The 25,557-nt window shown below is 31.2% G+C and carries 26 protein-coding genes, 1 pseudogene and 1 riboswitch; of the genes and pseudogenes, 1 reads left to right on the top strand and 26 read right to left on the bottom strand.

The annotated features are described in order from the left end of the window. Positions 1-108 precede the first annotated feature (108 nt). Complete coding sequence (locus KA909_RS10165) at positions 109-939, bottom strand: lipoate--protein ligase family protein (RefSeq protein WP_053029488.1); 831 nt, start codon at positions 937-939, stop codon at positions 109-111. Between the two features lie 150 nt (positions 940-1,089). On the opposite strand from KA909_RS10165, the gene KA909_RS10160 reads away from it, so the two are divergent. After that, complete coding sequence (locus KA909_RS10160; RefSeq protein ID WP_011275678.1) at positions 1,090-1,476, top strand: rhodanese-like domain-containing protein; 387 nt, start codon at positions 1,090-1,092, stop codon at positions 1,474-1,476. 194 nt (positions 1,477-1,670) lie between these two features. On the opposite strand, the gene gcvPB is transcribed toward KA909_RS10160, so the two are convergent. The 25 genes and pseudogenes from gcvPB to rpoD all read right to left on the bottom strand — a co-directional run bounded on the left by gcvPB (position 1,671) and on the right by rpoD (position 25,392). After that, positions 1,671-3,149 carry an aminomethyl-transferring glycine dehydrogenase subunit GcvPB gene (gcvPB, locus tag KA909_RS10155; RefSeq protein ID WP_053029489.1) on the bottom strand — a complete coding sequence of 493 codons (1,479 nt, stop codon included), beginning with the start codon at positions 3,147-3,149 and terminating at the stop codon, positions 1,671-1,673. Next, positions 3,136-4,488 carry an aminomethyl-transferring glycine dehydrogenase subunit GcvPA gene (gcvPA, locus tag KA909_RS10150; protein ID WP_193839296.1) on the bottom strand — a complete coding sequence of 451 codons (1,353 nt, stop codon included), beginning with the start codon at positions 4,486-4,488 and terminating at the stop codon, positions 3,136-3,138. The genes gcvPB and gcvPA overlap by 14 nt, the downstream gene beginning before the upstream one ends. A 16-nt stretch (positions 4,489-4,504) precedes the next feature. Then, on the bottom strand, positions 4,505-5,596 hold the full coding sequence (gcvT, locus tag KA909_RS10145) for a glycine cleavage system aminomethyltransferase GcvT (protein ID WP_075108730.1): 1,092 nt from the start codon (positions 5,594-5,596) through the stop codon (positions 4,505-4,507). A 76-nt stretch (positions 5,597-5,672) separates the two neighbouring features. Next, positions 5,673-5,788: riboswitch (glycine riboswitch) on the bottom strand. Continuing rightward, on the bottom strand, positions 5,785-6,258 hold the full coding sequence (locus tag KA909_RS10140; protein ID WP_075108732.1) for a shikimate kinase: 474 nt from the start codon (positions 6,256-6,258) through the stop codon (positions 5,785-5,787). (Overlaps the previous riboswitch by 4 nt.) Before the next feature lie 893 nt (positions 6,259-7,151). Continuing rightward, the gene (comGD, locus tag KA909_RS10135) at positions 7,152-7,604 is read right to left on the bottom strand and encodes a competence type IV pilus minor pilin ComGD (RefSeq protein ID WP_348634712.1); all 453 of its coding nucleotides are present in this window, start codon (positions 7,602-7,604) and stop codon (positions 7,152-7,154) included. Beyond that, positions 7,585-7,905 carry a competence type IV pilus major pilin ComGC gene (comGC, locus tag KA909_RS10130; protein WP_210130171.1) on the bottom strand — a complete coding sequence of 107 codons (321 nt, stop codon included), beginning with the start codon at positions 7,903-7,905 and terminating at the stop codon, positions 7,585-7,587. Before comGC ends, comGD begins: the two co-directional genes overlap by 20 nt. 13 nt (positions 7,906-7,918) lie before the next feature. Then, positions 7,919-8,983 (bottom strand): competence type IV pilus assembly protein ComGB, encoded by a 1,065-nt coding sequence (gene comGB / locus KA909_RS10125; protein WP_481906437.1) that lies wholly within the window; start codon positions 8,981-8,983, stop codon positions 7,919-7,921. Further along, positions 8,955-9,929 (bottom strand): competence type IV pilus ATPase ComGA, encoded by a 975-nt coding sequence (gene comGA, locus KA909_RS10120; protein ID WP_210130170.1) that lies wholly within the window; start codon positions 9,927-9,929, stop codon positions 8,955-8,957. The genes comGB and comGA overlap by 29 nt, the downstream gene beginning before the upstream one ends. Positions 9,930-9,980: 51 nt before the next feature. Further along, on the bottom strand, positions 9,981-10,607 hold the full coding sequence (locus KA909_RS10115; RefSeq protein WP_193839292.1) for an MBL fold metallo-hydrolase: 627 nt from the start codon (positions 10,605-10,607) through the stop codon (positions 9,981-9,983). A 1-nt stretch (position 10,608) separates the two neighbouring features. Next, positions 10,609-10,932, bottom strand: a complete 324-nt coding sequence (locus tag KA909_RS10110) for an MTH1187 family thiamine-binding protein (protein WP_193839291.1) — start codon at positions 10,930-10,932, stop codon at positions 10,609-10,611. Then, positions 10,932-11,918, bottom strand: a complete 987-nt coding sequence (locus KA909_RS10105) for an ROK family glucokinase (RefSeq protein ID WP_075108722.1) — start codon at positions 11,916-11,918, stop codon at positions 10,932-10,934. Before KA909_RS10105 ends, KA909_RS10110 begins: the two co-directional genes overlap by 1 nt. After that, complete coding sequence (locus KA909_RS10100) at positions 11,915-12,118, bottom strand: YqgQ family protein (RefSeq protein WP_053029500.1); 204 nt, start codon at positions 12,116-12,118, stop codon at positions 11,915-11,917. The genes KA909_RS10105 and KA909_RS10100 overlap by 4 nt, the downstream gene beginning before the upstream one ends. Continuing rightward, positions 12,102-13,559 carry a rhomboid family protein gene (locus tag KA909_RS10095; RefSeq protein ID WP_193839290.1) on the bottom strand — a complete coding sequence of 486 codons (1,458 nt, stop codon included), beginning with the start codon at positions 13,557-13,559 and terminating at the stop codon, positions 12,102-12,104. The genes KA909_RS10100 and KA909_RS10095 overlap by 17 nt, the downstream gene beginning before the upstream one ends. An 18-nt stretch (positions 13,560-13,577) precedes the next feature. Beyond that, positions 13,578-14,114, bottom strand: a complete 537-nt coding sequence (locus tag KA909_RS10090; RefSeq protein WP_193839289.1) for a 5-formyltetrahydrofolate cyclo-ligase — start codon at positions 14,112-14,114, stop codon at positions 13,578-13,580. 226 nt (positions 14,115-14,340) lie between these two features. Beyond that, the gene (rpmG, locus tag KA909_RS10085; protein WP_011275661.1) at positions 14,341-14,490 is read right to left on the bottom strand and encodes a 50S ribosomal protein L33; all 150 of its coding nucleotides are present in this window, start codon (positions 14,488-14,490) and stop codon (positions 14,341-14,343) included. Positions 14,491-14,606: 116 nt separating this feature from the next. After that, a complete protein-coding gene (locus KA909_RS10080) occupies positions 14,607-16,652 on the bottom strand; it encodes a peptidoglycan D,D-transpeptidase FtsI family protein (protein ID WP_075108719.1) in 2,046 nt (681 codons plus the stop codon). Between the two features lie 127 nt (positions 16,653-16,779). Beyond that, a complete protein-coding gene (locus tag KA909_RS10075; protein WP_193839288.1) occupies positions 16,780-17,379 on the bottom strand; it encodes a superoxide dismutase in 600 nt (199 codons plus the stop codon). A gap of 308 nt (positions 17,380-17,687) precedes the next feature. Continuing rightward, positions 17,688-18,104, bottom strand: a complete 417-nt coding sequence (locus KA909_RS10070) for a Fur family transcriptional regulator (protein WP_075108718.1) — start codon at positions 18,102-18,104, stop codon at positions 17,688-17,690. Then, positions 18,091-18,953, bottom strand: a pseudogene (locus KA909_RS10065) (metal ABC transporter permease). Before KA909_RS10065 ends, KA909_RS10070 begins: the two are co-directional and overlap by 14 nt. A 62-nt stretch (positions 18,954-19,015) precedes the next feature. Continuing rightward, positions 19,016-19,792: a metal ABC transporter ATP-binding protein gene (locus KA909_RS10060; RefSeq protein ID WP_053029506.1), complete on the bottom strand. Its 777-nt coding sequence runs from the start codon at positions 19,790-19,792 to the stop codon at positions 19,016-19,018. Between the two features lie 231 nt (positions 19,793-20,023). Continuing rightward, positions 20,024-20,914 carry a deoxyribonuclease IV gene (locus KA909_RS10055; protein WP_053029507.1) on the bottom strand — a complete coding sequence of 297 codons (891 nt, stop codon included), beginning with the start codon at positions 20,912-20,914 and terminating at the stop codon, positions 20,024-20,026. A 9-nt stretch (positions 20,915-20,923) separates the two neighbouring features. Next, complete coding sequence (locus tag KA909_RS10050; RefSeq protein WP_210130169.1) at positions 20,924-22,270, bottom strand: DEAD/DEAH box helicase; 1,347 nt, start codon at positions 22,268-22,270, stop codon at positions 20,924-20,926. 47 nt (positions 22,271-22,317) lie between these two features. After that, complete coding sequence (locus KA909_RS10045; RefSeq protein ID WP_075108713.1) at positions 22,318-23,418, bottom strand: Nif3-like dinuclear metal center hexameric protein; 1,101 nt, start codon at positions 23,416-23,418, stop codon at positions 22,318-22,320. After that, complete coding sequence (locus KA909_RS10040) at positions 23,408-24,097, bottom strand: tRNA (adenine(22)-N(1))-methyltransferase (protein ID WP_193839286.1); 690 nt, start codon at positions 24,095-24,097, stop codon at positions 23,408-23,410. The genes KA909_RS10045 and KA909_RS10040 overlap by 11 nt, the downstream gene beginning before the upstream one ends. 188 nt (positions 24,098-24,285) lie before the next feature. Next, positions 24,286-25,392 (bottom strand): RNA polymerase sigma factor RpoD, encoded by a 1,107-nt coding sequence (gene rpoD / locus KA909_RS10035; RefSeq protein ID WP_053029511.1) that lies wholly within the window; start codon positions 25,390-25,392, stop codon positions 24,286-24,288. Between the last annotated feature and the right edge of the window lie 165 nt (positions 25,393-25,557).

Genomic DNA, 25,557 nt, shown 5'->3' with positions numbered 1-25,557 from the left:
AATATATATTGGCAGTAGTTGACTGAAATAAAAGTGCACCCTATAAAGTCAGAATTTAATTCCAATTTTTAGAGTGCACATCAATTTAAAAACACATTTACTGTCTTTTTATTTTTTATATAACCATTCATCAGAACGATATTTTTCTTCTAATTCTTTTACTTCTTCCATTTGCTTATCAGATAAAATAAGTGGTTTAAATTCAATATTTAATCCTTTTTTAAAGCCTTCTTCAAATGCTTTTTCCATTTCCTCAATTGTTATATGTCTATCAGCAATATCGTTGATTGCCACTGCTTTATCTACAAATGCTTTTTTCATTTTATCTTTAAGACGATCATTTTTAAAAGTGAACATGTCGAAAAGTTCATCAACATCAACATCTTGTAATAAAGAACCATGCTGTAAAATGACGCCTTTTTGTCTAGTTTGAGCACTTCCTGCAATTTTTCTACCCTCAACAACTAATTCATACCAACTTGGCGCGTCAAAACATACGGCACTTCTTGGTTGTTTTAATTTTTCTCGTTCTTCTTTTGAACGCGGAATCGCAAAATATGCTTCAAATCCTAGTAATTTAAATCCTTCAAGTAACCCTTCAGAAATAACACGATACGCTTCAGTTACAGTAGAAGGCATATTAGGATGTTCTTCTGACACAATAACACTATATGTTAATTCTTTATCATGAAGTACACCTCTACCACCCGTTTGTCTTCGAACTAACCCGAATCCTTTTTCTTTTACTTTATCAATGTCGATTTCTTTTTTTAATCTTTGAAAATATCCCACTGATAATGTTGCGGGATTCCAAGTGTAAAATCTAACAACAGGATCGATTTCCCCTCTTGATACAAAGTTTAAAAGCGCTTCATCCATTGCCATATTATAATATGGATCGTGACTTCCTGTATTTATAAAATTCCATGTCTCTGTCATAAAACAAACTCCAATCACAATATATAATTAACTAAAGAAAATATTAAATTTTACATATAAAACTTTGATAAAAATAGCTAATAAAAAATTTTGATAAATTTAGCTAACAGTCTTATAATTATAATATCGGTTAATTAGGGAGGATGCAATATGAATGTATCTTTGATTATAGCTTTAGCTATTATAGTCATTATTATTTTATATATGCTTGGAAATTGGTTTATGAATAAACGAGCAGTAACTGAACTTGAGCAAAATGAATTTCATAAAGGTTTAAGAAAAGCTCAAGTGATTGATGTTCGTGAAAAAGTAGACTATGATTACGGCCATATAAACGGCGCTCGTAACATTCCAATATCAATGTTTAGTCAAAGATATCAAGGTTTACGTAAAGATCAACCAATTTATCTTTGTGATGCAAATGGTGTTGCAGGTTATCGTGCAGCCCGTATTCTAAAAAAGAATGGCTATAAAGATATTTATATGTTAAAAGGCGGATACAAAAAATGGACTGGTAAGATTAAAACAAAAAAATAATCGTATGTCTGTTATGAACTCTTAAAGATAAAATCTTTAAGAGTTTTTTTACGCCTTTAATGCAACACATCTATGCGTATTATAATAATATCTCTTAAATTGTGTTAACAATACGTATAATTTCAAAGTACAAATCTATGTATATAAATAGTCCCTATAACCATTTATAAGGTTACAGGGACAAGAAATGAATATTATTCTTTTTCTTCGTGAAGGTTTTCAAATTTCAATACAGGCTTACGTGCAGCAGTAGTTTCATCTAATCTATCAATGATTGTACTGTGTGGTGCTTCTAAGACTGTATCAGGTTCATTTTTAGCTTCTTCAGCAATTTGGATCATTGAATCAATAAAGTAATCTAATGTTTCTTTAGATTCTGTCTCAGTTGGTTCAATCATCATACCTTCCTCTACATTTAGTGGGAAGTAAATTGTTGGTGGATGTACACCGAAGTCTAATAAACGTTTAGCCATATCTAAAGTACGAACACCATGTTCTTTTTGTTTTGATCCACTTAATACGAATTCATGTTTACAATATTGTTCATATGGAATTTCGTAGTGGTCTTTTAAGCTAGCTTTAATATAGTTAGCATTTAGAACTGCTGCTTCAGAAACCTCTCTTAAACCTTCTGCACCCATTGTTCTAATATATGTGTATGCTCTTAAATAGATACCAAAGTTACCATAGAATGGTTTAACTCTTCCGATAGAGTTTTTAATATCATTATCATATTTAAATGTATCTCCATCTTTGATTACCATTGGTTTTGGTAAATAACTAGCTAATTCTTTTTTTACACCAACTGGTCCTGAACCAGGGCCACCGCCACCGTGAGGGCCAGTGAATGTTTTGTGTAAGTTTAAGTGTACTGCGTCAAATCCCATGTCTCCTGGACGTACTTTATCCATGATGGCATTTAAGTTTGCACCATCATAGTATAATAATCCGCCAGCTTCATGCACAATTTCTCGGATTTCCATGATGTTTTTCTCGAAAATACCTAGTGTATTTGGGTTTGTTAACATGATCGCAGCAGTGTTTTCGTTAACAACACGTTTTAAGTCTTCGATATCAACTTCGCCACGTTCATTTGATTTAACAGTAACAGCTTTAAATCCAGCAAATGACGCAGATGCAGGGTTTGTACCGTGTGCTGAGTCAGGAACAATTACTTCATCACGGTGACCTTCACCATTATCTAAATGGTATGCTTTGAAAATCATTAAAGCCGTCCATTCACCATGGGCACCTGCAGCTGGTTGTAATGTCACTTCATCCATACCAGTAATTTCTTTAAGTTCTTCTTGTAAACTGTATACAACTTCTAAAGAACCTTGAACTTGATCTTCTTCTTGTAATGGATGTGATTCAGCAAATCCAGGAATACGAGCTACTTTCTCGTTGATTTTTGGATTATATTTCATAGTACATGATCCTAATGGATAGAAACCTGAATCAACACCGAAGTTTTTATTAGATAATTCAGTATAGTGACGTACTAAATCTAATTCAGCAACTTCAGGGAATTCCGCTTTGTTTTTACGGATAAATTTATCGTCAAGAATACTCTCAACTGAATCTGTTTTAATATCGCTTTGAGGTAATGAGTATGCATATCTACCTGCTCTTGATCTTTCAAAAATTAATGGACTTGATTTACTTACTACCATTTAGCTCACCAGCTTTCTTAACAAATGTATCAATTTCATCTTTAGTTCTTAATTCAGTAACAGCAATTAGCATATGGTTTTCGAAGTCTGTTGAAGCTTCTCCTAAGTCAAAGCCTCCAATGAAACCTTCCTCAGCTAGCTTTTTATTTATATCTTTGATTGGTTGGTCGAATTTAACAACAAATTCATTGAATGAAGTACCATCAAGAACTTCAAAACCGTTGTCTTTAAATTGTTTTTTAGCATAATTTGCGTGTTCTAAGTTTTGAACTGCAATATCATAAATACCTTGTTTACCAAGTGCTGACATAGCAATTGATGATGCAAGTGCGTTTAAGGCTTGGTTAGAACAAATATTTGAAGTAGCTTTATCACGACGGATATGTTGTTCACGAGCTTGTAAAGTAAGAACAAATCCGCGGTTACCTTCATCATCTTGAGTTTGTCCTACTAATCTACCAGGAACTTTACGCATTAATTTCTTAGTTGTAGCAAAGTAACCACAATGAGGTCCACCAAATTGTGTTGGGATACCAAATGGTTGTGTGTCTCCGACTACGATATCTGCTCCGAATGAACCTGGAGGTGTTAATAATCCTAAAGCTAATGGATTAGCATAAACGATAAATAATGCTTTTTTACCTTCGATAAATGATTGGATTTTTTCTAAATCTTCAATTGAACCATAGAAGTTTGGATATTGAACTGCAACAGCTGCAGTTTCATCATCTACTGCTTGTTCTAATTTTTCTAAGTCTGTAATTGTACCATCTAAGTCAACTTCTACAATTTCAAATTCTTCTCTAACTTTAACGTAAGTTTTTAGTACTTGAAGTGCTTGATAATGAAGTCCTTTAGAAACTACGATTTTATTTTTCTTAGTGTGATTAAATGCTAAGATACAAGCCTCAGCAAAACTTGTGATGCCGTCATACATAGATGAGTTTGCTACATCCATATCTGTTAATTCACAAATTAATGTTTGGAATTCAAAAATAGCTTGTAACTCACCTTGAGATATTTCAGGTTGATATGGCGTATAAGCTGTATAGAATTCTGAACGAGAAATCATAGCATCTACAACTGCTGGAGCATAGTGATCATACACACCTGCACCTAAGAAAGACGTATGAGTTTCTTTAGTTACGTTTTTATTAGCAATTGTATTCAATCTTCTTAAAAGTGAAGTTTCAGCTTCACCACTAGCAATATTTAAGTCTCTATTTAATAAGATATCCTCTGGCACATCTCCAAATAATTCATTAATTGAACTAGCACCAATTTTCTCTAACATTTCTTTTTTATCTTTTTCTGTTAATGGTATATAACGATGACTCACAATACACACCCCTTAATTATTTTTCAATTTGGTTTTTCTTAACAATTTTAGCTTTGAGTTGTCTTTTACGTACTTGAACTAATAGTTCACGACCCATTTCAAACTCGTCTCGCTTAATGATTGCCATTGCGATAGATTTACCTGAAGATGGTGCTTGTGTACCTGAAGTAACTTCACCAATTTCATTACCGTCAAGGTCTAATACTGGATAGCCTGTTCTAGCAATACCTTTATCAAGTAATTCTAAACCAACAGTTCTACGTTCTGAACCATTTTCTTTTTGGTCTTTTAATACTGATTTACCAATGAAATCTTCTTCGATTAATGGTTTAGCAGCAAAGGCAATTCCGCCTTCATAAGGTGTAATAGATTCAGTTAAATCTTGACCATGTAAAGGTAAGCCAGCTTCTAATCTTAAAGTATCTCGTGCACCAAGACCACATGGTACTACTTTATGTTCAATAAAGCCGTTCCAAATATCTACAGTATCTTTAGCATCACAGTAGATTTCGAACCCGTCTTCACCTGTATAACCAGATTGAGATAAAATAACATTTTTTCCAAATAGAGTAACATTTTGTTGGAAATCAAATGGTTTCATTTCACTTACATCAATATCGACTAATTCACTAACTAAATCTCTTGCTTTAGGTCCTTGAACTGCTAATTGACCAAATTGATCAGAAACATTTGACACTTCAACATCAAAGTTAGGTGCATGTTTTTCAACCCAAGCAAAGTCTTTATCTGTGTTAGCAGCATTAACGATTAATAAATAATCATTATCGCCAACTTTATATGTTACTAAATCATCAATAATACCACCCTCTTCATTACATAAAGCAGTATATTGAGCTTTAGTGTCAGTTAGGTTATTAGTATCGTTTGAAAGTAAGTATTGGACAAATTTACTAGCATCATTGCCTTTAATAGAGATTTCTCCCATGTGGCTTACATCGAACATACCTATTTCATATCTAACTGCGTTATGTTCTTCTTTGATACTTGTAAATTGAACAGGCATTGCCCATCCACCGAATTCTACAATTTTTGCACCACTATCTACATAATTTTGATACAATGGTGTTTTTTTTAATTCGCTTGTCATTAGAAAACCCCCTATATTTTTTATAAAAAACAGAGTAGCAAATAGCTACCCTGTTTATACACTTAATCCAGGAATGCGTAACAGTATTATCCTTTTGCCTGAGAGTTTAGTAGTTAACTTGCACCTTCGGCGATAAAAATGATGATACTTTAAATTAAGTAAAATATTTTTATTCTCTCTAATACTGATCAACCGCAAGATAGATAATTTATAATATCATTATAAATTTCTTTGATTGTTTTATCACTATTCACTTTCATGAATGCGATTTCATTATATCTTGAAATCCTTGATAAATACAAGTTATTTAACTGTTTTTTAGATTTATCAATTGCATTTGGTCTATGTTTATCGTTCAAAACTCTTTTGAAGATAATATCTATGTCACAATCTAGCCAAAAAATGTATTTATACTGTTTTAAATAATTTAATGATTTAGAGTATTCGATAATACCACCACCAGTAGCAATGACATCATATTTTTGTGTACATTCCGATAAATATTTATACTCTAATTCTCTAAATCCTATTTCTCCGACATCTTTAAAAATGTCAGGTATTGTTTTATTTTCTCTGATTTCAATGTAAATATCTAAATCTATGAAACTCAATTGTTCCTCTAAGGATAAATATTCTCCTATAGTGCTTTTACCTGTACCCATAAAGCCAATAAGTATTATTGGTGAATTTTTCTTATTCAATAGCCTCACCTTTTGTCAAATAGTTGATTAATTTTTTGGTCATAAAAACTACTCATGTTATGAATTGTCTTCAATTTTAAACTATATTGAGTTGTATAAAAAGTGATGACAGACAAATAAATAATAAAAATTAGCAAAGTGTAAGTGCTCATGAATCCACTAAACTTATATAAAGAGTGTTTTGTCATAATAATTCACCTCATTTCCAATTCTTAAAATTACTTCTATAATTCCTCGTTGCCTAGATATAAAATTCGCGTCTAGTACATTATTTAAGAGCGTGATATTTCCTTTACTATTGCTTTCAAAAATAATCTTATGATTGTGGAACTTAATATAGTCATTTTGATGTTGTCGTTGAATCATAATAGTATGATTGTTTATCAATTTCATAGTAATTGTTTTAGAATTAGTCATTTTATTTAGGTCTACTTGAAAAAAAGAATATTCTGACTGATCAAATTCATAAGCGTTAATTAAATATGTATCGGTTAAACGAATTAAATTTGGCATTACAGTTAAAATGAGGATCGTAATGAATAAAGAAATAAGCATTTCAATAAATGTAAAACCTTTAATTACTAAGTCGGATGCAAACTTTTCTCTTTGCTGAATTATTGTTATTACATATCGTATTTTTGTAAAGTTTAATTTCATATTTCCCTATGTTAATTCCTTTTTTGAGTTCATTATGGCTGTAATATTTATGACTAGTCATGATTGCTTGTTTCATATCTAGCATATCGTATTGGTTTCGCAAATTGACATTGAATTGTTGTAATAGTGGCAAAAAAGTTAAAGTAATGACTGACATCACCATAAAACTAAATAAACTATCAATTAATAGACTTCCTTTAACTTGATAATTTGACAAAACGTATCCTTCCTTTATCTATATGGAAAATTATTCTGTAAAAGTGTGTTTTATATTTTAAAATAATTGATCCAAAATGATTTATTTTCCCTTCATTATTAAATGTGAGTGTTTGTACTTTTGCAACAGAGATTATCTTTGTTCCAAATAAACTTAATGTATATTTTTTTCCGTTCTGTTCTATCACTTTCATTTCTGAAGCATTCTTATTAAGCACTAATGTGATAGATTGATTTTCGGCAATTGCTTTTGATTTAAGATATTCAAATTGAGCAATAATATTATTGATTTTTAATCTACTCTCAAATAAATTTAAATGATTTGTTTTATAAATATATGGGGAATTGTTTAAGAAAATGATTAAAATAATTAAAGTGAGTAATGTTTCAAGTAGTGTAAATCCAGGCAATTTATTAATTCGCAATTGCCTCACCATTTGATATAGCAATAGTTTCTCCAGAGCGACATTGTTTTTGTCCGTCTTTTATTAAACCTTCTGCAACAAGTTCATTTATGTTAGTTGGGGCACGATTATGCTTTAGAGTATAGTCTTCTATCTGACTATTTACCATTTTTACTTGTGCCTCACAGCCTGTGGACTGTATATGAGCAGTTTGTTTAGCAATATTGGGAATGATTAATATTAATAGAACGCTAATAATGAGCAATACTAATAACATTTCAATAAGTGTAAAGGCTTTTAACTTCTTCATATTTTTAACGGTTCTCTTCATATAAAACTCCTTATTATTTAATATTTTGCATTAATTGAAACATAGGTAGCATTATAACTAAATATAAACTAACAATGAATATGCCTAAGAATAGAAAAATAATGGGTTGAATCACTTTAGTATGTTGAACAGATTTTTCCTGAAATCGGTTAATGAGTATAGTTGCGTATATTTTTAGTTCAACATCTAATTTGCCACTTTTTTCTCCTTGCTGTATAAATTTAATCAAGTCATCTTGAAAGCAAGGCATCATAGCCAGGCTATTTGCCAAAGAAAGGCCATTATTAGTTTTATCCATTAGAAAATCTCCTAGATAAGTTAAATAGTCATTCTCTTTTTGAGCTAAGTAAGTTGTAACGATGTCCTGTAAACTCACACCGTTCTTATAAAATAAGCTTAAATCATTAGAGAGTTGATACGTTTTAAAAATTTTATAATAATTGTTGATTAATGGTAATGACGATAAAATAAGTACTTTTTTTGAGGTATTCAAGCGAAATAGAATGATGATGAACGTTGAAATCGTTATAAGTAAGATGATGAAACTTATAAAGATAATTGTTGGTAAAGAGGTAATCATAGATGTTAAAAATTTTTGATAGAATGATAAATTAACATCCATAGATACGTATAATTGTTCAAATTGAGGGATTACAGTATAATTCAAAACAATAATCATGCACATGAAAACGGTGCATAATAACAATGGATATTGAACAGCTTTAATCACTTTTTGTTTTGCAGATAAGTTTGTTTTCATATATTTTATAGACTCTTCTAAAGCATCTTCTAGAGTTCCATATTTTTGTGAAAAATATACTTGAGTGGTGATTGAATTAGGATAACCTATTAATTGTAAAATATCATAGCATGTTTTACCTGTTTTAATAGATGTCATAATTTTATTATTTAATTCTTTATCTCTGTATTTAAAATATAAATTGATAAATTCAAAACTTTCAAGTAATGTAAACCCACTTTTTAATAAGTTCGTCAGCGTTTCTAGTAAATGTATCATTTGAGCACTAGTTAAATTCTTTGATGGAAAATTAAAAATATTTGTTTGCAGTATCTTCACAAATCGTTCCCTCTTTGGATAATAAATTTAATTGATGTTCTAAATTATTAAAATTATGCGGTAAAGTTTGTTTATGATAAAAAAAATATTCAATTTGATGCCTATCAATCGTTTCACAAATCAGACGTCGTTCGTTCTGTGTTGTTGTAATTAACCTTTGATTTGAAATGATATTGATAGATTGCGTTAATTCTTGTTTTGAAATTCCCATTTCAATTAACCTTAATAGAGCGCCTTTGCAATTAGCAGAATGCATTGTCGATAGAACAAGGTGCCCGCTTAAACTTGCTTGAATTACACATTTAGCTACTTCAGCATCGCGTATTTCCCCTATTAAAATTATATCTGGATCACATCTCAATATTGCTTTGAATGAACTAACATAATCAATTCCTGCTTTTTTATTGATAGATACTTGAGTAATGCCTTTAAGTAATTGTTCTACCGGGTTTTCAATAGTGATGACGTTCAAATTTAGCTCTTTGTAAGCGTGTAGCACCATCTGATACATCAATGTACTTTTACCAGATCCTGTTGGACCAGTGAATAAAATTAAACCTTGCTTTTTATTTACTAAATGCTTAAAATCTTCAAACGCTTTATATTCTTTCTTAGCTTTAAAATATTGAGGAATTATCCTTATTACACAGCTTTCTAGCCCTAATGATAATGGTAAAGTTGAAATTCTTAAATAGTATGTAGATTTAGCTTGATAAGTATATCGACCACTTTGAGCAATTTGTTGTGAAGAAACATCTAAGCCAGATCTGAATTTCATAAATACGAGTAATTTTTGGTATACATCTAAGTTAAAGGTTTCATATAGTTCAAGAGAGTCATTAATTCTAAACTTAATATGTACTTCATCTACTGAAGGGATGAAATGTATATCACTCGCATTTTTTGAAATGGCCTTATTTACAATTTCTCTGAATAGTAACTTCAAAAAAATACCTCCTACATATATAAACGTAGGAGGAAAAGAAATTACTTTATTTTATTGTCCATCTAAAAATGGATTTAACTGTTCATCATCCACAGTTGTATACGGACCATGACCAGGGAATAATGGCAAATCACCTTCTAATTCAAATAATTTATCTTTAATTGAATCAACAAGTGTTTCATAATCGCCACGATATAAATCTGTACGTCCAATTCCATTATTGAACAAAGTATCACCAACTACTGCGAATTCCTTAAACACATACGTCAAACTTCCTGGAGAATGACCAGGTGTATGAAGTACATTAAATTCAAAATCAGCAATGTTATGTTTGCCTTCGTCTAATGCTAATGGTTTGGCTTCGCTAGTGATTAAAGGCATACCATACTGTTTGAATTTAGCAGAACCATTTTTTTCAGAATCAGTCAGAAAACTGAATTCTTCTTTATGCATGTATAATGGAACATTATATTTATTAATTACTTCATCTAAAGCTGCAATATGATCAAAGTGCGCATGTGTTAATAAAATTGCTTTTAATGGTTTGTTAATTTGATTTAATTTTTTAAAGATTTTATCTGATTCACCAGCCGGATCAATTAAAATAACACTGTCTTCATTTTCGACAAAGTACGCATTAGTATCTACTAGTCCTAAACTCAAGCTTGAGATTCTCATATTATTCTCCTTGTTTATCGATATGTTTCTGCACAGACTTTAATTTATCGTTCATTTTACGTGTTTTGTCTCGTCTATCGTCTATTCGCAAGTTTGTGCAAACTCTATCTATACCTTTGCTGAATGGTAATTCATGAATTGCTTGTACTACTTCAAACAAGTCTTTTAGATCACCTTCAATAAGTGTATTCATAGGTGTTAATTGATAATCAATTTTACCTTCTTGCTTAAATGATTCAAGCTTCATTTGTATTTCTGCAATATATTTACTAACACTTGGACCTTCAGTTCCAACTGGAATAATAACAACATCGACAATTGCCATTATTTAACACCATCCTTTTCTAGTATATATGTTTTAATAAGTCCTGCTGCACCAGTGATGCCAGCGTCGTTACCTAGTTGTGCTTGTACAATTTCTGTATCCTTCTGAGCAGGAGTGAATGTTAAGTTGTGATACTCTGTTTTAATATTTTCAATTAAAATTAATCCAGCAGTAGACATACCACCACCTAAAACAATATATTTTGGATTACTTGTTGCGCTAATAATACTACATAAGTATGCAATATGATTTGCAACTTTTTCAGTAATAAAAATACAGAATTGGTCTCCTGCTTTAGCCGCATCAAATACAGCTTTAGCTGTCACTTTATTTTCTTTAATTAACGGTAATATTGATGATTTAAATGTTAATTTAGGATAATAAAAATCAATTAAATTAACAACACCCGTAGCTGAGGCAACGGTCTCTATACAACCAGATTTACCACAATTGCAATTAAAGCGTTGGTCAAAATCAGTTCGGATATGACCTATTTCTGCGCCAGAACCATTATGACCATGTACAAGTTCACCGTTTGAGATAATACCGCCACCTAAACCTGTACCTAAAGTGATTGCAACGACGTCATCAGCACCTTGACCTGCACCTTTATGCTTTTCTCCTAAGGCTGCTACGTTAGCATCATTATCTACATAAACTGGACAGTTAACAAATTCACTAAATATTTGACGAACATTAACATTTCCAGGCCAATGTAAATTGACTGCCCCATTAACAATACCTGTTTCGAAATCAACAGGACCAGGCACACCTATCCCGACACCGATCACATCATCGATACTTAATTGATGTGTTGCAAGTGTTTCTATAAATGAATCATAGATATTCTTTAATAAGGTTTTACCCGTATGATCAGACGTATCTGTTTTGATTGACCATTTGTGTAGTTGCTCAAGCTCACCGTCGAATATACCAAGTTTACAAGTTGTCCCACCAATATCAGCTGCTAAAATAATATTTTTCATTTATGCTCATTCCTTCTTTGGTTAATTAGTAAAATACATTTTAGATATTCATCTTTAGATAATAATTCGTAATGATGTAATGATTTGATTTCTTGTAACATCATTTCATACATATCGTTTGGATTTTTAAAATAAATTATAAAACCATAACGTTTCAGAAGTTGTAATACATCATAGAAATTATTAATTTCTCGATTCATTTGTCTTTTCCAACTCTTTTTTTAAATTTTTATAATTATTATTATTAGAATCAATAGCTAGAGCTTTTTTTACATAAGTGAGTGCTTTTTCATTATCATCAAGCGCTCTATTAGCTATTGCCAATTCATAATTTAAAAGACCGGAATTAGGATGATTTTTTAGTCCGCGTTCCCAATCTGCCATTCCTTCTGCTCTTGAACTTGTTGTAGCTGTTATTAATCCTTTTAAATAATAAGTTCGATCATCATCATAACCTTTATCAATCGTATGATTAACGATTGAACTAGCCTCTTTATAGTCATAATCTAAGATGGCATCTTCGATTAATTTATCATATATATTTTGTTCTTTAATAGTAAAAATTCTTACTTGTAAAGCTACAAATAAAACAAGTAATATAATTAAGAAAACCCAAAATAAATTTCGATTTGTCCAAAAATAATAGCCAATTAAGGTAATTAAAACGCCACCAATAAATCCGCCTAGATGTGCCATTATATTAATATTAGACATAAATAATGATAAGACTATCAACACTAATAAGGCGATTAACATTTGGCCAATTACCTTTCGAGTAAACGTCTTACTAACAAACATCATCGCGAAAATAGCGCCTATTAGACCAAAAATTGCGCCACTCGCTCCAACTGAAACAGTATGAATATTAAATGATAGGGATATAAAATTACCAAGTAAACCAGAAATTATATATATACCTAACATTTTCAATGGACCAACGATTGATTCAACAATTTTCCCGAAAATAAATAATGACAACATATTCATTAAAATATGTTCAAAATTAAAATGTAAAAACATGGAGGTAATCAGTCGATACCATTCGCCATGAACGACATTAAAGTGTACTAAACCACCTAAATCTAATAATTTAACGTCTGAAAAATGGTTTAAATAGAGTATCATAATTAACCATATCAATACATTGACTGTGATTAAGCCGTATGTCATTGGGGTGAAACGTAACATATGTTTATCAATTGGATTATTTGATAATACGCGCCTTTTATAATAAGTAGAAAGCTTGTTATCTTTTTTGAATAATAACTTAGTTAATAAGTGATGATGAATCAATTTGTGTAAATCATTGTTATTAGCGATGCGTAGACACTCTATTTTAATTGGACTAGATTTAGCAAATTCATCATACTGAAATGCTTGTTCAGTAAAATAATAGTATTTAATGTTTTTTAGTTTGCAATTAAGCTCATTTTCAAATTGCTTGTAATTATCAATCATTTTCGCTTTATCAAACTGAATTTCTTGGTTAGAGACGATCTCTTTTCTAAATATCGCTAGCGTATTCTTTTTTTTATGTATTAGCCAGACTTCACTATCATTTTTATCAATATTAACAAGGTCAAAGTTATAATATTTAATAAAATAATAGATAGACTTCCAGAAGTATTTTTCTGTATCCATTAATTCCTCCAAATATAATTAAGTATTAAAGATGATTAGTTCGTCAACAGGTTGGTCATGAGACTCAATATCGAACTGTGATAGTTGCAAGTCATAGAGTAAGCTAACAGTACTAGCTTCAGACTGACTTAAAAACCGATCATAATATCCCCCACCATAGCCTATACGATAGCCATCATTTCTAAATGCTACACCAGGAACAACTATCAAATCTAGGTTATCAGTGATTTCAGTATCTTCATTAACATATAATAAGCCTTTTTCATCTTTTTCAAGACTATTAAAAGATAATATTTCTTTAAAATTCATTTCTTTCAACTTATAGTTTGTGTCAGGAACGAAGACATGTTTATTATCAGCTAACATCGATTCGATAATTGGGTATGTATCAACCTCATGAGGCATAGATAAGACAATACCTATTCTATTAGCATTTTTATATAATTGACTATTAATCAATTGATCTTTTAACCAAGTGTCTGCTTGTTGTTTGTGTTCTTTGTTTAATTGTTTCATTCGAGATAATATATCTTTTCTAATCTCTTTTTTACTCATAAAATCCCCACCCTTTTAACACTATATATATTATAACGTTATTAAAAGGTGATGTCATTTAGATGAAATAAAAAAGGAGGTAGACGGCATTCTTATGAATGATTGTCTTGCCTCCTTAAAGTAATAAAAGCTGATAAAAACTCTAAACAAGTTCTTATCAGCTTAGTTAGCTACTACAAATTTGCATTGTAGCTTTAAATTATTTTTATAAAGCTTTAGTTAGCTATTATTTAGTTTCACGGTGTAAAGTGTGTTTATTATCACGTGAACAATATTTTTTCATTTCAACACGTTCAGGATTAGTTCTTTTGTTTTTAGTAGAAATATAGTTTCTATCTCCACATTCTGTACAAGCTAATGTTACATTTACGCGCATGTTAAATCCTCCTTACCTTTTCTAAATACGACTTTATTATCATACCACTTAGTACAATAATTGAAAAGTATTATTTTTTATACATTAATAATTTCAATCAATTAAAAGTGAATGGGTTACTTTTTATCATCAAAATAATAATTAATGACGTCTCTACCTAAATCTCCGCCATTTAACCATGGTGGTGGAACGGGTTGATTCGTGTATACAATTGAAAATGATAGCTTAGGATTTTTGATTGGTGCATAACCTATATAAGTTGAATTAACTCTTGATTCACCATCTTGGAATACTTCGGCAGTACCAGTTTTCCCTGCAGAAGGTACTTTTGTTTTGTGGAAACTTGAATAGCCTGTTCCATCTTTTTCATTGAATGCCATTTCAAATCCTTTTTGTACTTCTTTAATTTCATCTTCTGAATTATTTACTTTGTTTAAGACATTACCTTTAATTTTTTGTTTAACTGGACCGATGTCATCACTATTTGTAGCATCATGAATGGCCAAACCTATATGTGGTTGGATTCTATATCCATCATTTGCAATTGTAGAAACGTATTGTGATAACTGGATTGGACTATACGTATCATATTGTCCAATTGACAAATCAAGGTAATTTCCTGAATTATTGGTTAAGGGTTCAATTTGACCTATTGTTTCATTCGGTAAATCAATACCTGTCTTAACACCTAATCCAACTTGGTTTAGCCCTTTTCTTAACTTCTGACCAGCTTCCCTTATATCTGATGGTAAGCCCATACCACTATAATAAGGATCACCAGCTAATTTCAGTGCGGTTTTAAACATATAAACGTTAGATGAATGCATTAAAGCCTCTTTATCATTAATTCTAACTTTATCATTTTTATTAAAGTATGAACGCTTAGTTAATCCGCCTTTGAAATGCAATGGCTCATCTATCATTTCTTCGCCTACTTTTATAGCGTTATTTTGATATCCTGCTAGTAAAGTTCCACCTTTGACAGAAGATCCAACTGCAAATTGGCCGGTAAAGTTACCTAAATCATAATCAGTAAGATTACCATTTTTATCAATCTGTTTTCCTGCCATTGCTAAAATATCACCATTTTTAGGATTTTGGACCACAATTAGCGCATTATCCATATCTTTAGCACCTTGGCTACGTAATGTTTTAATTTGATTTTCTAATAATGATTCAACTTTTTTCTGTAAATCTATATCGATTGTTAATTGTAAATCATCACCTCTAGATCCAGGATTGATGACTTCAGAATTGATAACTTTTCCAGATTTATCAGTTGTATATTTCATTTCTTTCTTTTTACCACGTAAAATATCTTCATATTGATACTCTAAATAAGATTTGCCGACTCTGTCATTTCTAGAATAGCCTTTAGCTAAATATTGTTCAGTTAATTCTTTAGGAATACCTTCACTCGACGTAGAGACGCTTCCAAATATACTTCTCAAAGTATCTCCATATGGATAGCGACGATCCCAATCCATTGTTGTATTGACACCTGGAAGATTATCTAACTGTTGTGATACTGCAGCATATTCTTTTTCACTTACATCTTCGTTTTTAATTGTTTGTGGATTCATTGTAGAACCAGCAGCCATTTCACGATAAATTGCTAAAACCTGTAAGTCTTTTTTTGATAAACTCTCAATTTGTTTATCGCCGACTTTCTTATATAACTGTTTATCATATTGATCTTGAGAGATACTGCCTTCATTTAGCATCGACATTTCTTTTTTCATCAATGTATCAACTTCATCAGGATGTTTCTGAATCCAAAAATCTTGTTTATCTCTTTCAGTGATTTTATTTGTCTTCATAGAAATTAAAGATGACAATTTTTTAGCAGTATCTAACATATCTTTTTGACTTGTTTTTCGAGATCTAGTGTATGTAATCGTTAGTTTAGATGCGTTATCTACTAAGACTTTTCCATTTCTATCTAGAATTCGCCCTCTAGGTACGGATTCATTTACAGTTATGTTCTCGTCATTTTTAACTAATTGACTGTAATGTGAACCTTGTGCAATCTGTAAATATCCTAATCTTAAAACTATAATTCCAAATATAACTATAATAGCACCAAATACGAAGCTAATTCGTTTATTCATTGTGTGCTTTATTTTTTCATCATTTGACTTTTCTTTTAATCTTTTAAGCAAGATAACCTACCTCAATTATTAAACATGTTTACTCATAAATGATATATGAAAATGAGACATATTACCATCATTTTCATAAAAAAAGTGGCCTCATAAAGAGACCACTTGCTAAATTGAAAAAGCAGAATTATTTTGTTGCATTATATAATTCGTCAACTTTTTCCCAGTTAACAACATTCCAGAAAGCACTGATATAATCTGGACGTTTGTTTTGATATTTAAGGTAATAAGCGTGTTCCCAAACATCTAAGCCTAAGATAGGTGTTTTACCTTCAGTTAATGGGTTATCTTGGTTTGGTGTAGTAACAATTTCTAATTGACCATTATTAACTACTAACCAAGCCCAACCTGAACCGAAACGAGCTGCTGCTTTATCAGCAAATTCTTTTTTGAATTCGTCTAAAGAGCCCCATTGTTCTTTAATTTTATCAACAACAGTACCTTTTTCTTCAGAATTAGGAGTTAATAATTCCCAGAATAATGAGTGATTTAAGTGTCCGCCACCATTATTACGAACAGCTGTTTGAATATCTTCAGGTACACTATCTAAGTTAGCAACAATTTCTTCAATTGATTTAGATTCAAAATCTGTACCCTCAACTGCAGAATTTAATTTAGTAACATAAGTGTTGTGGTGTTTGTCATGATGGATTTCCATAGTTTGTTTGTCAATGTGTGGTTCTAATGCATCTGCTGCATATGGTAAATTTGGTAATTCAAAAGCCATATTTAATCATCCTCCTAAAAATTCGTTACATTTATAATAACAAGTTATTAACAAAGCAACAAAATATTTGCTTGCAACTAATATTAATACGCTTATTATCAACTTACTTATATAATATATCTCAAAAAGGTAGCTTTTAAACATAATACGAGTCAATATTTCGTCATTTTTAAATAAATCCTACTTTTGGCCTATATTTCAACTGGTTTTCCACTTAAATAGATTAAAAAAGCGGAGTGGACAGAATTGTTTTCAATTCGTCGTCCACTCCCGGCTTGCTTAGTTTATAGAATGTATTAATTTAAAATTTATTTTGATTTTTGACATGCTTCACATACACCATAAACTTCTAACTTATGCGTATGAATATCAACATTTGGTAAATAAGATTTAATTTGATCGATTGGGCAATAGTCAATAACTTTAGTGTCACCACAATTTTCACAAATAAAATGATGATGATGATGATTCATGCAAGCAATTCTAAATTTCATTTCTCCATCTAATTCAGTACTTTCAATAATTTTCAAATCTTTAAATAAGTGTAAGTTACGGTAAATAGTATCAAAAGATATGCCTGGGTAATCTTTGTCTAATTGTTTTTGTATATGCTTAGCATTGATATATTTATCTTCATTAACAAAAATATTTATCATATCTTCACGTTTTTTTGTATATTTCAAACCGTTATCTTTTAAAATTTTAATTGCATCATTTGTATTCATAAGTTATTTCCCCTTTTTAAGTCTTACGGTTGATTTTTGGAATAACATTGTAAGTCCTAATAATAAAACTAATAGTACTACAATAACACCACCAGGTGAAATATTCATATAAAATGCAAGTATAAGTCCTAATATTACTGAGAATTCACCAATTATAACACTTAAAATGATTAATTGTTTGAAACCTTTAGTAATTCGCATAGCTATAGCAATTGGTAATGTTATTAAAGCACTGACTAATAAAATCCCAACAACTCTCATTGAAGCCGAGATAACCATAGCAACAATAACTATAAATAGGAATTGAATCCATTTGGGAATATTTATAACTTTGCTATATTCTTCATCAAATGAAAGAATAAATAGTTCTTTATAGAATAATACGATGAATAACACGACAACTATAGCAATAACGACAACCGTTAATAAATCGCTAAGACTTACTGCACTTATTGAACCAAATAATAAGCCTACGATCTCTTGGTTAAATCCGTCAGCAAGAGAGATGAAAATGGCGCTGAGCGCTATCCCAGCACTCATAATAATAGGAATAGCAATCTCTTGATAATTAGAGTATGATGTTCTTAACTTTTCGATTAGTATTGCACCTATTATGGCAAATAATATTCCAAACCACATTGGATTGATAATAGCGAGTGCAGGTGATAAAGTCAATACAAACATACCAAAGGAAATGCCGCCTAATGTGACGTGACTTAATGCGTCTGCAATCAAAGATAATCTTCTTACAACAATAAAAGCACCAATCAAAGGTGCAATAAACCCTATTAAAATCCCACTAAGTAATGAATATCTCATGAAGTCAAAATTTAATAACGCATCAATCATGGATATCACCACTAACTTGTTTGATAAAACTGTTCATTTTTAAACTCCTAATATATTAAATTTTAAGCTTCGCAACATTCTCTATTATGTTGATGATCTACAAATTTAACGGGATGACCATATATTTTCGAAATTTCAACTTCATCTAACTTTTTAAATTCTTCAGTCGATCCATGGAAATGTAAATGTTTATTTAAGCATGCTACTTCTGTTGCTGTATCTGCTACAACACCAATGTCATGAGTAACTAGTATAATTGTAATGCCCTCATGCTTTAATTGCTCAAGTGTTTCATAGAATTCACTAACATGTTTAGCATCGATACCATTTGTAGGTTCGTCTAATACAAGTACTGAGGGATTAGATATTAATGCCCTAGCAATTAATACACGTTGTTGTTGTCCACCTGAAAGTTCTGCAATATTTTTATTGATAAGATGTTGAATATTCAATCTCGTTAATACGGTATCAACTAATGCCTCATCCTTTTTATTAAATCTTTGGAATAACTTTTTCGTTTTTGTAAGTCCACTGAGAACAACTTCTTTAACGCTAGCTGGAAATCCAGCATTGAAAGCTGTAGCTTTTTGTGATACATAACTAATTTTTAATTCCGATTGATTTTGCTTCTTATATGATTTGCCATCAATATATATTTCGCCTTTTTGTAAAGGTAGTAATCCTAATATGATTTTAAGTAAAGTTGACTTACCAGCGCCATTTGGGCCGACAATTGCCAAAAATTCACCTTTATTTATGTGAATGTTGATGTTATCTAATACTTGCTTATTTTCAAAATAATAATCTATGTTTTTTAATTCAAATACAGGTTGGCTCATTATTTCACCTCGTTTAATACTATACAATTAAGTTCATATATTGTAAATAGTAATGTTTACGACTTGTTTTTGTTATTTAGAAAAGGGTGATACAAAATTCATTTAGAATTGATTGTACCACCCATATGGCTAACTAGAGCAATGAAGTTTTATTTTTAGAGTTAGTTAGGTATTAAGCAATGACAAAGTATATGCTTAATACTATCGCTAACTACAAATCAGTAAAATCAACTATTGCTGAAGAATTTTATTTTTTAATTCAGAATCGAATTGTTGTGCCTTTAACATTTCAATTTCAAATTTATAAGGTGCTTTCTTATTTTTCTTATCTTCACCGACATAAGGCGTTTCTAAAATTTTAGGAATATCTTTAAAAGCATCATGATGCACTACATAATTAAGTGCATCGAAACCAATGTGTCCGAAACCAATATTTTCATGTCTATCTTTATGCGCACCTTGTTCATTTTTACTGTCATTGACATGAACTACTTTTATTCGGTCTAAACCAATAATTTTATCAAATTCATTTAATACGCCATCAAAATCATCTTTGATATTATACCCTGCATCATGAGTATGACATGTATCAAAACAGATTGATAATCGATCATTATGTGTGACACCATCAATGATTTGAGCAATTTCTTCGAACGTGCGTCCTACTTCAGAACCTTTTCCAGCCATAGTTTCTAATGCAATACGCACATCATTATCATGAGTTAAAACTTCATTTAACCCTTTGATAATTTGTTGAATACCCTTCTCAGCACCCGCACCAACATGGGCACCTGGATGCAGAACGATATCTTTGGCACCAAGTGCTTGTGTTCGTTCTATTTCATTTTGAAGGAAGTCTACACCTAACTGAAAAACTTCGGGCTTTGTAGTGTTTGCAATGTTGATAATGTATGGTGCATGAACCACTAGATTAGATAAACCATATTTATTCATAACTTCGTGGCCTTTTTCAATATTTAGATCTTCAATGCTTTTTCGTCGCGTGTTTTGAGGTGCACCTGTATAAATCATAAATGTTGATTCACCTAATTTATGCGCTTCTTCAGCAGAGCCTTCTAACATTTTTTTCCCACTCATTGATACATGTGATCCAATTAACATGATGTTCACCTAACCTTTTTTATTATTTTTTCGTTGCTGTCTATTTTGTCTCTTACTAAATTGTTTTCTTTCTTGTCTTTTCATTCGTTCAACTTCTTGTTTAAATTTCTTCTTATAACCTGGTTTTACTTTATTTTTAGTCTTACTACGTACTTTATGTTTGACTTCGTTTGTTAAGTGGTCATCTTTTCTTTCACGTTTACGTCGTGTGTTATGCGCTTTAATTGGTGTTAATTCATTATGTTTTACATCAACATTTTCAAAATGGTAGCCTTTATCCTCAATTAACGTAATTAGATTCTCTTCATCAGGACTATAAAGTGTGATTGCTACACCTTTATAGTTACCCCTACCTGTTCTACCAACGCGGTGAGTGAAAAAGTCGATATCTTTAGGTACGTCAAAATTAATAACATGACTAACGCTTTCAATGTCTATACCTCGAGAAGCTAAATCACTTGCGATTACAAATTGAAACTCTAAATTGCGTATACGTTTCATTTGTTGCTTACGTTCTCTTGGTGTTAAACCTCCGTGTATCATGCCAACTTTAATTCCAGCAGCATTGAGTGAATTTGCCAGCTCATCCGCATTATCTCTACTATTACAGAAAACGATACATAAGTATGGATTTAAAATATCGATTAATTGAAGTGTTTTATCTACTTTTTCAGTTCCTTTAGTTGGAATTAAATAGAATTCAATATTTTTTTTATTTTGAGACTTGGAATCCACTTCTACATATTCCGGATTGCTTAGATATTTATTTAAAAATGGTTGTAATGATTTAGGAATCGTAGCACTGAAAACTGCTATATGCGCATTTTCATCTAAGCGTGAAGCAATTAAATCTACATCTTCGATAAGGCCTAAGTCAATCATTAAATCAGCTTCGTCAACAACGAGGTATGATGCCAAATGCGCATGTAAATGCCCACTTTGAGCTAAATCATTAATTCTAGTCGGTGTTCCAATAACTAATTGAGGTTGATTATTAGTTCGTTGTCTATCTTTTTCAATATCTGTACCACCTATAAAAAGGCTTACCTTAACCCCTTGTTTAAAACGAGCTAAATGACTAGCTGCTTGATATAATTGCTGCGCTAATTCTCTAGTTGGCGCTACCACAATAGATTGAGGTTCTTTGTTTTCTTCGTCTATTTTATCCATAAGTGGTAATAAAAATGCATGTGATTTTCCTGTACCTGTTTGAGATTGACCTATTAAATTGACGCCTTTTTTAATTCTTGGAATTATTCTATTTTGTATTTCAGTTGGTTTATCAAATTTTAAGTCTTTAATTGCTTCTATAAGTTTTGAGTCTAAATTAAATAATTCAAATGGGTGAGTTGCCATCGATTTGGCCTCCTTAAAATATTCAGTTGAAGTTGTTTTAGTTCAATTTACATGTAGTTGAATGGATCGGTATTGATATTAGAAGCATCAATTGGAAAATCTATACTTTCATCATATAGCCATTGTTCTAATAATTCTTTAAGTCCCTCTCTCATCACATACTCACTGTAATGATTGATATCTAAAATGGTCATACCATACGTTTGTGCATCAAGTGCATCGTGGTGTTTAACATCTCCAGTTATAAAGATGTCTGCACCTTTGTTAAATGCAAGTGTCTCATAACCAATTCCGGCACCACCGATGATAGCTACGTTTTGGATACGTTTATTCGCATCGCCTGTGTATCGAACACTTGGGATATCAAGTTCATGTTTCACAAATTTTACAAAGTCTGTTAATGACATCGCATCTTCTAAAGTGCCAATTTTGCCAAGACCATAATTTGCTGTTTTAGTCATTTTAATAAAATCATAGACAGGAGTTTCATAAGGATGATTGTCGATAATTGCTTTTTCAGCTAATGCATACTGGCTAGCTTTAATCATGAATTCAATTTTAACTTCATTCACATATTCTATGTTATTCAGCTGACCTAGATGTGGATTAGCATTTCCTACAGGTTTAAATTGGCCTTTACCTTCAGTTTCATAAAAACAATACTCATAATTACCTTCTTTGGCAAGTCCATGTTTATCAAGACTATTTTTAAAGTTTTCTACATTATCCTTAGGTATATATGTTTGAACTTTATAATACGTTTCATTCTCTTGATTTAAAAATTGTATATCTTGCAATTTTAATTTATTAGCCAACATTTGGTTAACACCGTAAACGTAATTGTCAAGATTTGTGTGCAACGCAATAAGGTTGATATTGTGACGAATTATTTTTTGAATTAATTGACCATAGCCATCATCAATGATTGATTTAACCCCTTTAAAAATTAAAGGATGGTGAGCGATAATCGTATTATAGCCTTTGTCGATAGCTTGGTTAACAATTGCATCTGTACAATCCAACGTCGTTAATATACCATTGATTTCAGATTCATGATTACCTATAAGTAATCCAACATTGTCCCAATTCTCAGCTGTCTCTAATGGCACATGTGTATCGATAATAGACATTAATTGTTTAATTTTCATTATTTAACACCTCTGTAATTAATGATATATCATTATCTATCTCTTTAAGTCTCTCATGATGTAACTCTGAATTCAATTGATTACGAATGTGATTTAAAGCTTCTAATTCATGACGCCATTTTTTATAAAATATTTCATTTTTATTTTGTAATAATTTCGGCCCAAATTTTAATTCTTTTTTGTCTAAATGATCCTGATGATCCATATGCGTTGCAACCACAACTTCATAGATATGTCCTTTCTCTTCCATAATGACTTCTTCTATGATTTGGTAATTCAGTGTCATGAGCGTGTATCTTAATACTTCAGTTTGAATATTACTTTGCAAGATTAATCTAGGACCATTTGCTAAATGAATGCGTCCTTCATTCAATATTCTTGCTATAAGCGGACCACCCATGCCACAAATGGTTATATTTTGAATAGATTCATTCTGACGAAGTACACTTAATCCGTCCCCTAATCGAACATCGATAACATCATTGAGCTGATTTTCTGACACATTCTTTTTCGCTGCTTCAAAAGGTCCTTTTATGACTTCACCTGCAATAGCATGTGTAATTAGACCATGTTGAATCGCATAGATGGGAAGATAGGCATGGTCTGAACCAATGTCGGCTAAGCTTCCTGGAACAAGATGGTTGCACACAGTAGTTAATCTTTGGTTTAAAGTTATCATAGATATCTCCTTTACTATAAAAAGAGACTGGGACAAAGTTAAGTGTCTCAGTCTAGCATTTTTCTAAAGCACATTATAGTAACACCTATAACAAAGTGTAATCATTACTAATTCGACTCGTATATAAGCGTTAAATCTATAATGAGCAATGAAAAATAAATCAATTTAAACTCGAATTATTTTATTTATTAATCCATAAAGTCTTTTAGTCGCTTGCTACGACTTGGATGTCTAAGCTTTCTTAAAGCTTTCGCTTCAATTTGACGTATTCTTTCACGCGTAACACCAAAGACTTTACCCACTTCTTCAAGTGTTCGCGTTCTACCATCATCTAAGCCGAAACGTAATCGTAGAACATTCTCTTCACGATCCGTAAGTGTATCTAATACATCTTCAAGTTGTTCTTTTAATAGTTCATATGCAGCATGATCAGATGGACTTTGTGCTTCTTGGTCTTCGATGAAATCACCTAAATGACTATCATCTTCTTCGCCAATTGGTGTTTCAAGAGATACCGGTTCTTGAGCAATTTTAAGAATTTCGCGTACCTTTTCTGGTGGTAAATCCATTTCTTCCCCAATTTCTTCAGGTGCTGGATCACGACCTAAATCTTGTAATAATTGTCTTTGAACACGAATTAATTTATTGATAGTTTCAACCATGTGTACTGGAATTCTGATTGTACGGGCTTGGTCGGCAATCGCTCTAGTAATTGCTTGTCTAATCCACCAAGTAGCATATGTTGAGAATTTAAACCCTTTACTAAAGTCAAATTTCTCTACTGCTTTGATTAATCCCATGTTACCTTCCTGAATTAAATCAAGGAATAACATGCCACGGCCTACATATCTTTTTGCAATACTTACAACAAGACGTAGGTTAGCTTCTGCTAAACGAGACTTAGCAATTTCATCACCTTGCTCAATACGTTTCGCGAGTTCAATTTCTTCTTGAGCACTAAGTAGATTTACTCGCCCGATTTCTTTTAGATACATTCTGACAGGGTCATTTATTTTAACGCCAGGAGGGGCACTTAAATCATTAGGATTTAATTTCTCATCAGTATCTGAGCTATCTTTCTCATTTACTAAACTGATATCATTATCATTTAATTGGTCAAAGAAATCGTCCATTTGATCAGAATCCATGTCGAAATTTTGTAATTTTTCGGCTATTTCTTCATGGCTAAGGTGACCTTCCTTTTTCCCTTTTTCAATTAATTGTTTTTTAACATCTTCTAATGTTAATGTCGGATCTATTGTTTGTTTTTTAATTTTAACTTGGTTATCAGACATGAAAAGGCCTCCCAATAGTAATATATGCTTTCAAACAAGATATTTAATTATATAATATTTCAATATAATAAGAAAAGTATTAATAAAAATTCATAACAATGGTAACATTTCATATTCAATATTTGAATGTTAAATACTAAATTGGTTTCAAAACTACTACATTCA

It is taken from the genome of Staphylococcus sp. GDX8P54P (assembly GCF_017893165.1).
Classification (GTDB): Bacteria; Bacillota; Bacilli; order Staphylococcales; family Staphylococcaceae; genus Staphylococcus; species Staphylococcus borealis.
Note: the sequence above shows the minus strand (reverse complement) of the source record. Positions and strands in the feature narration are given on the sequence as shown.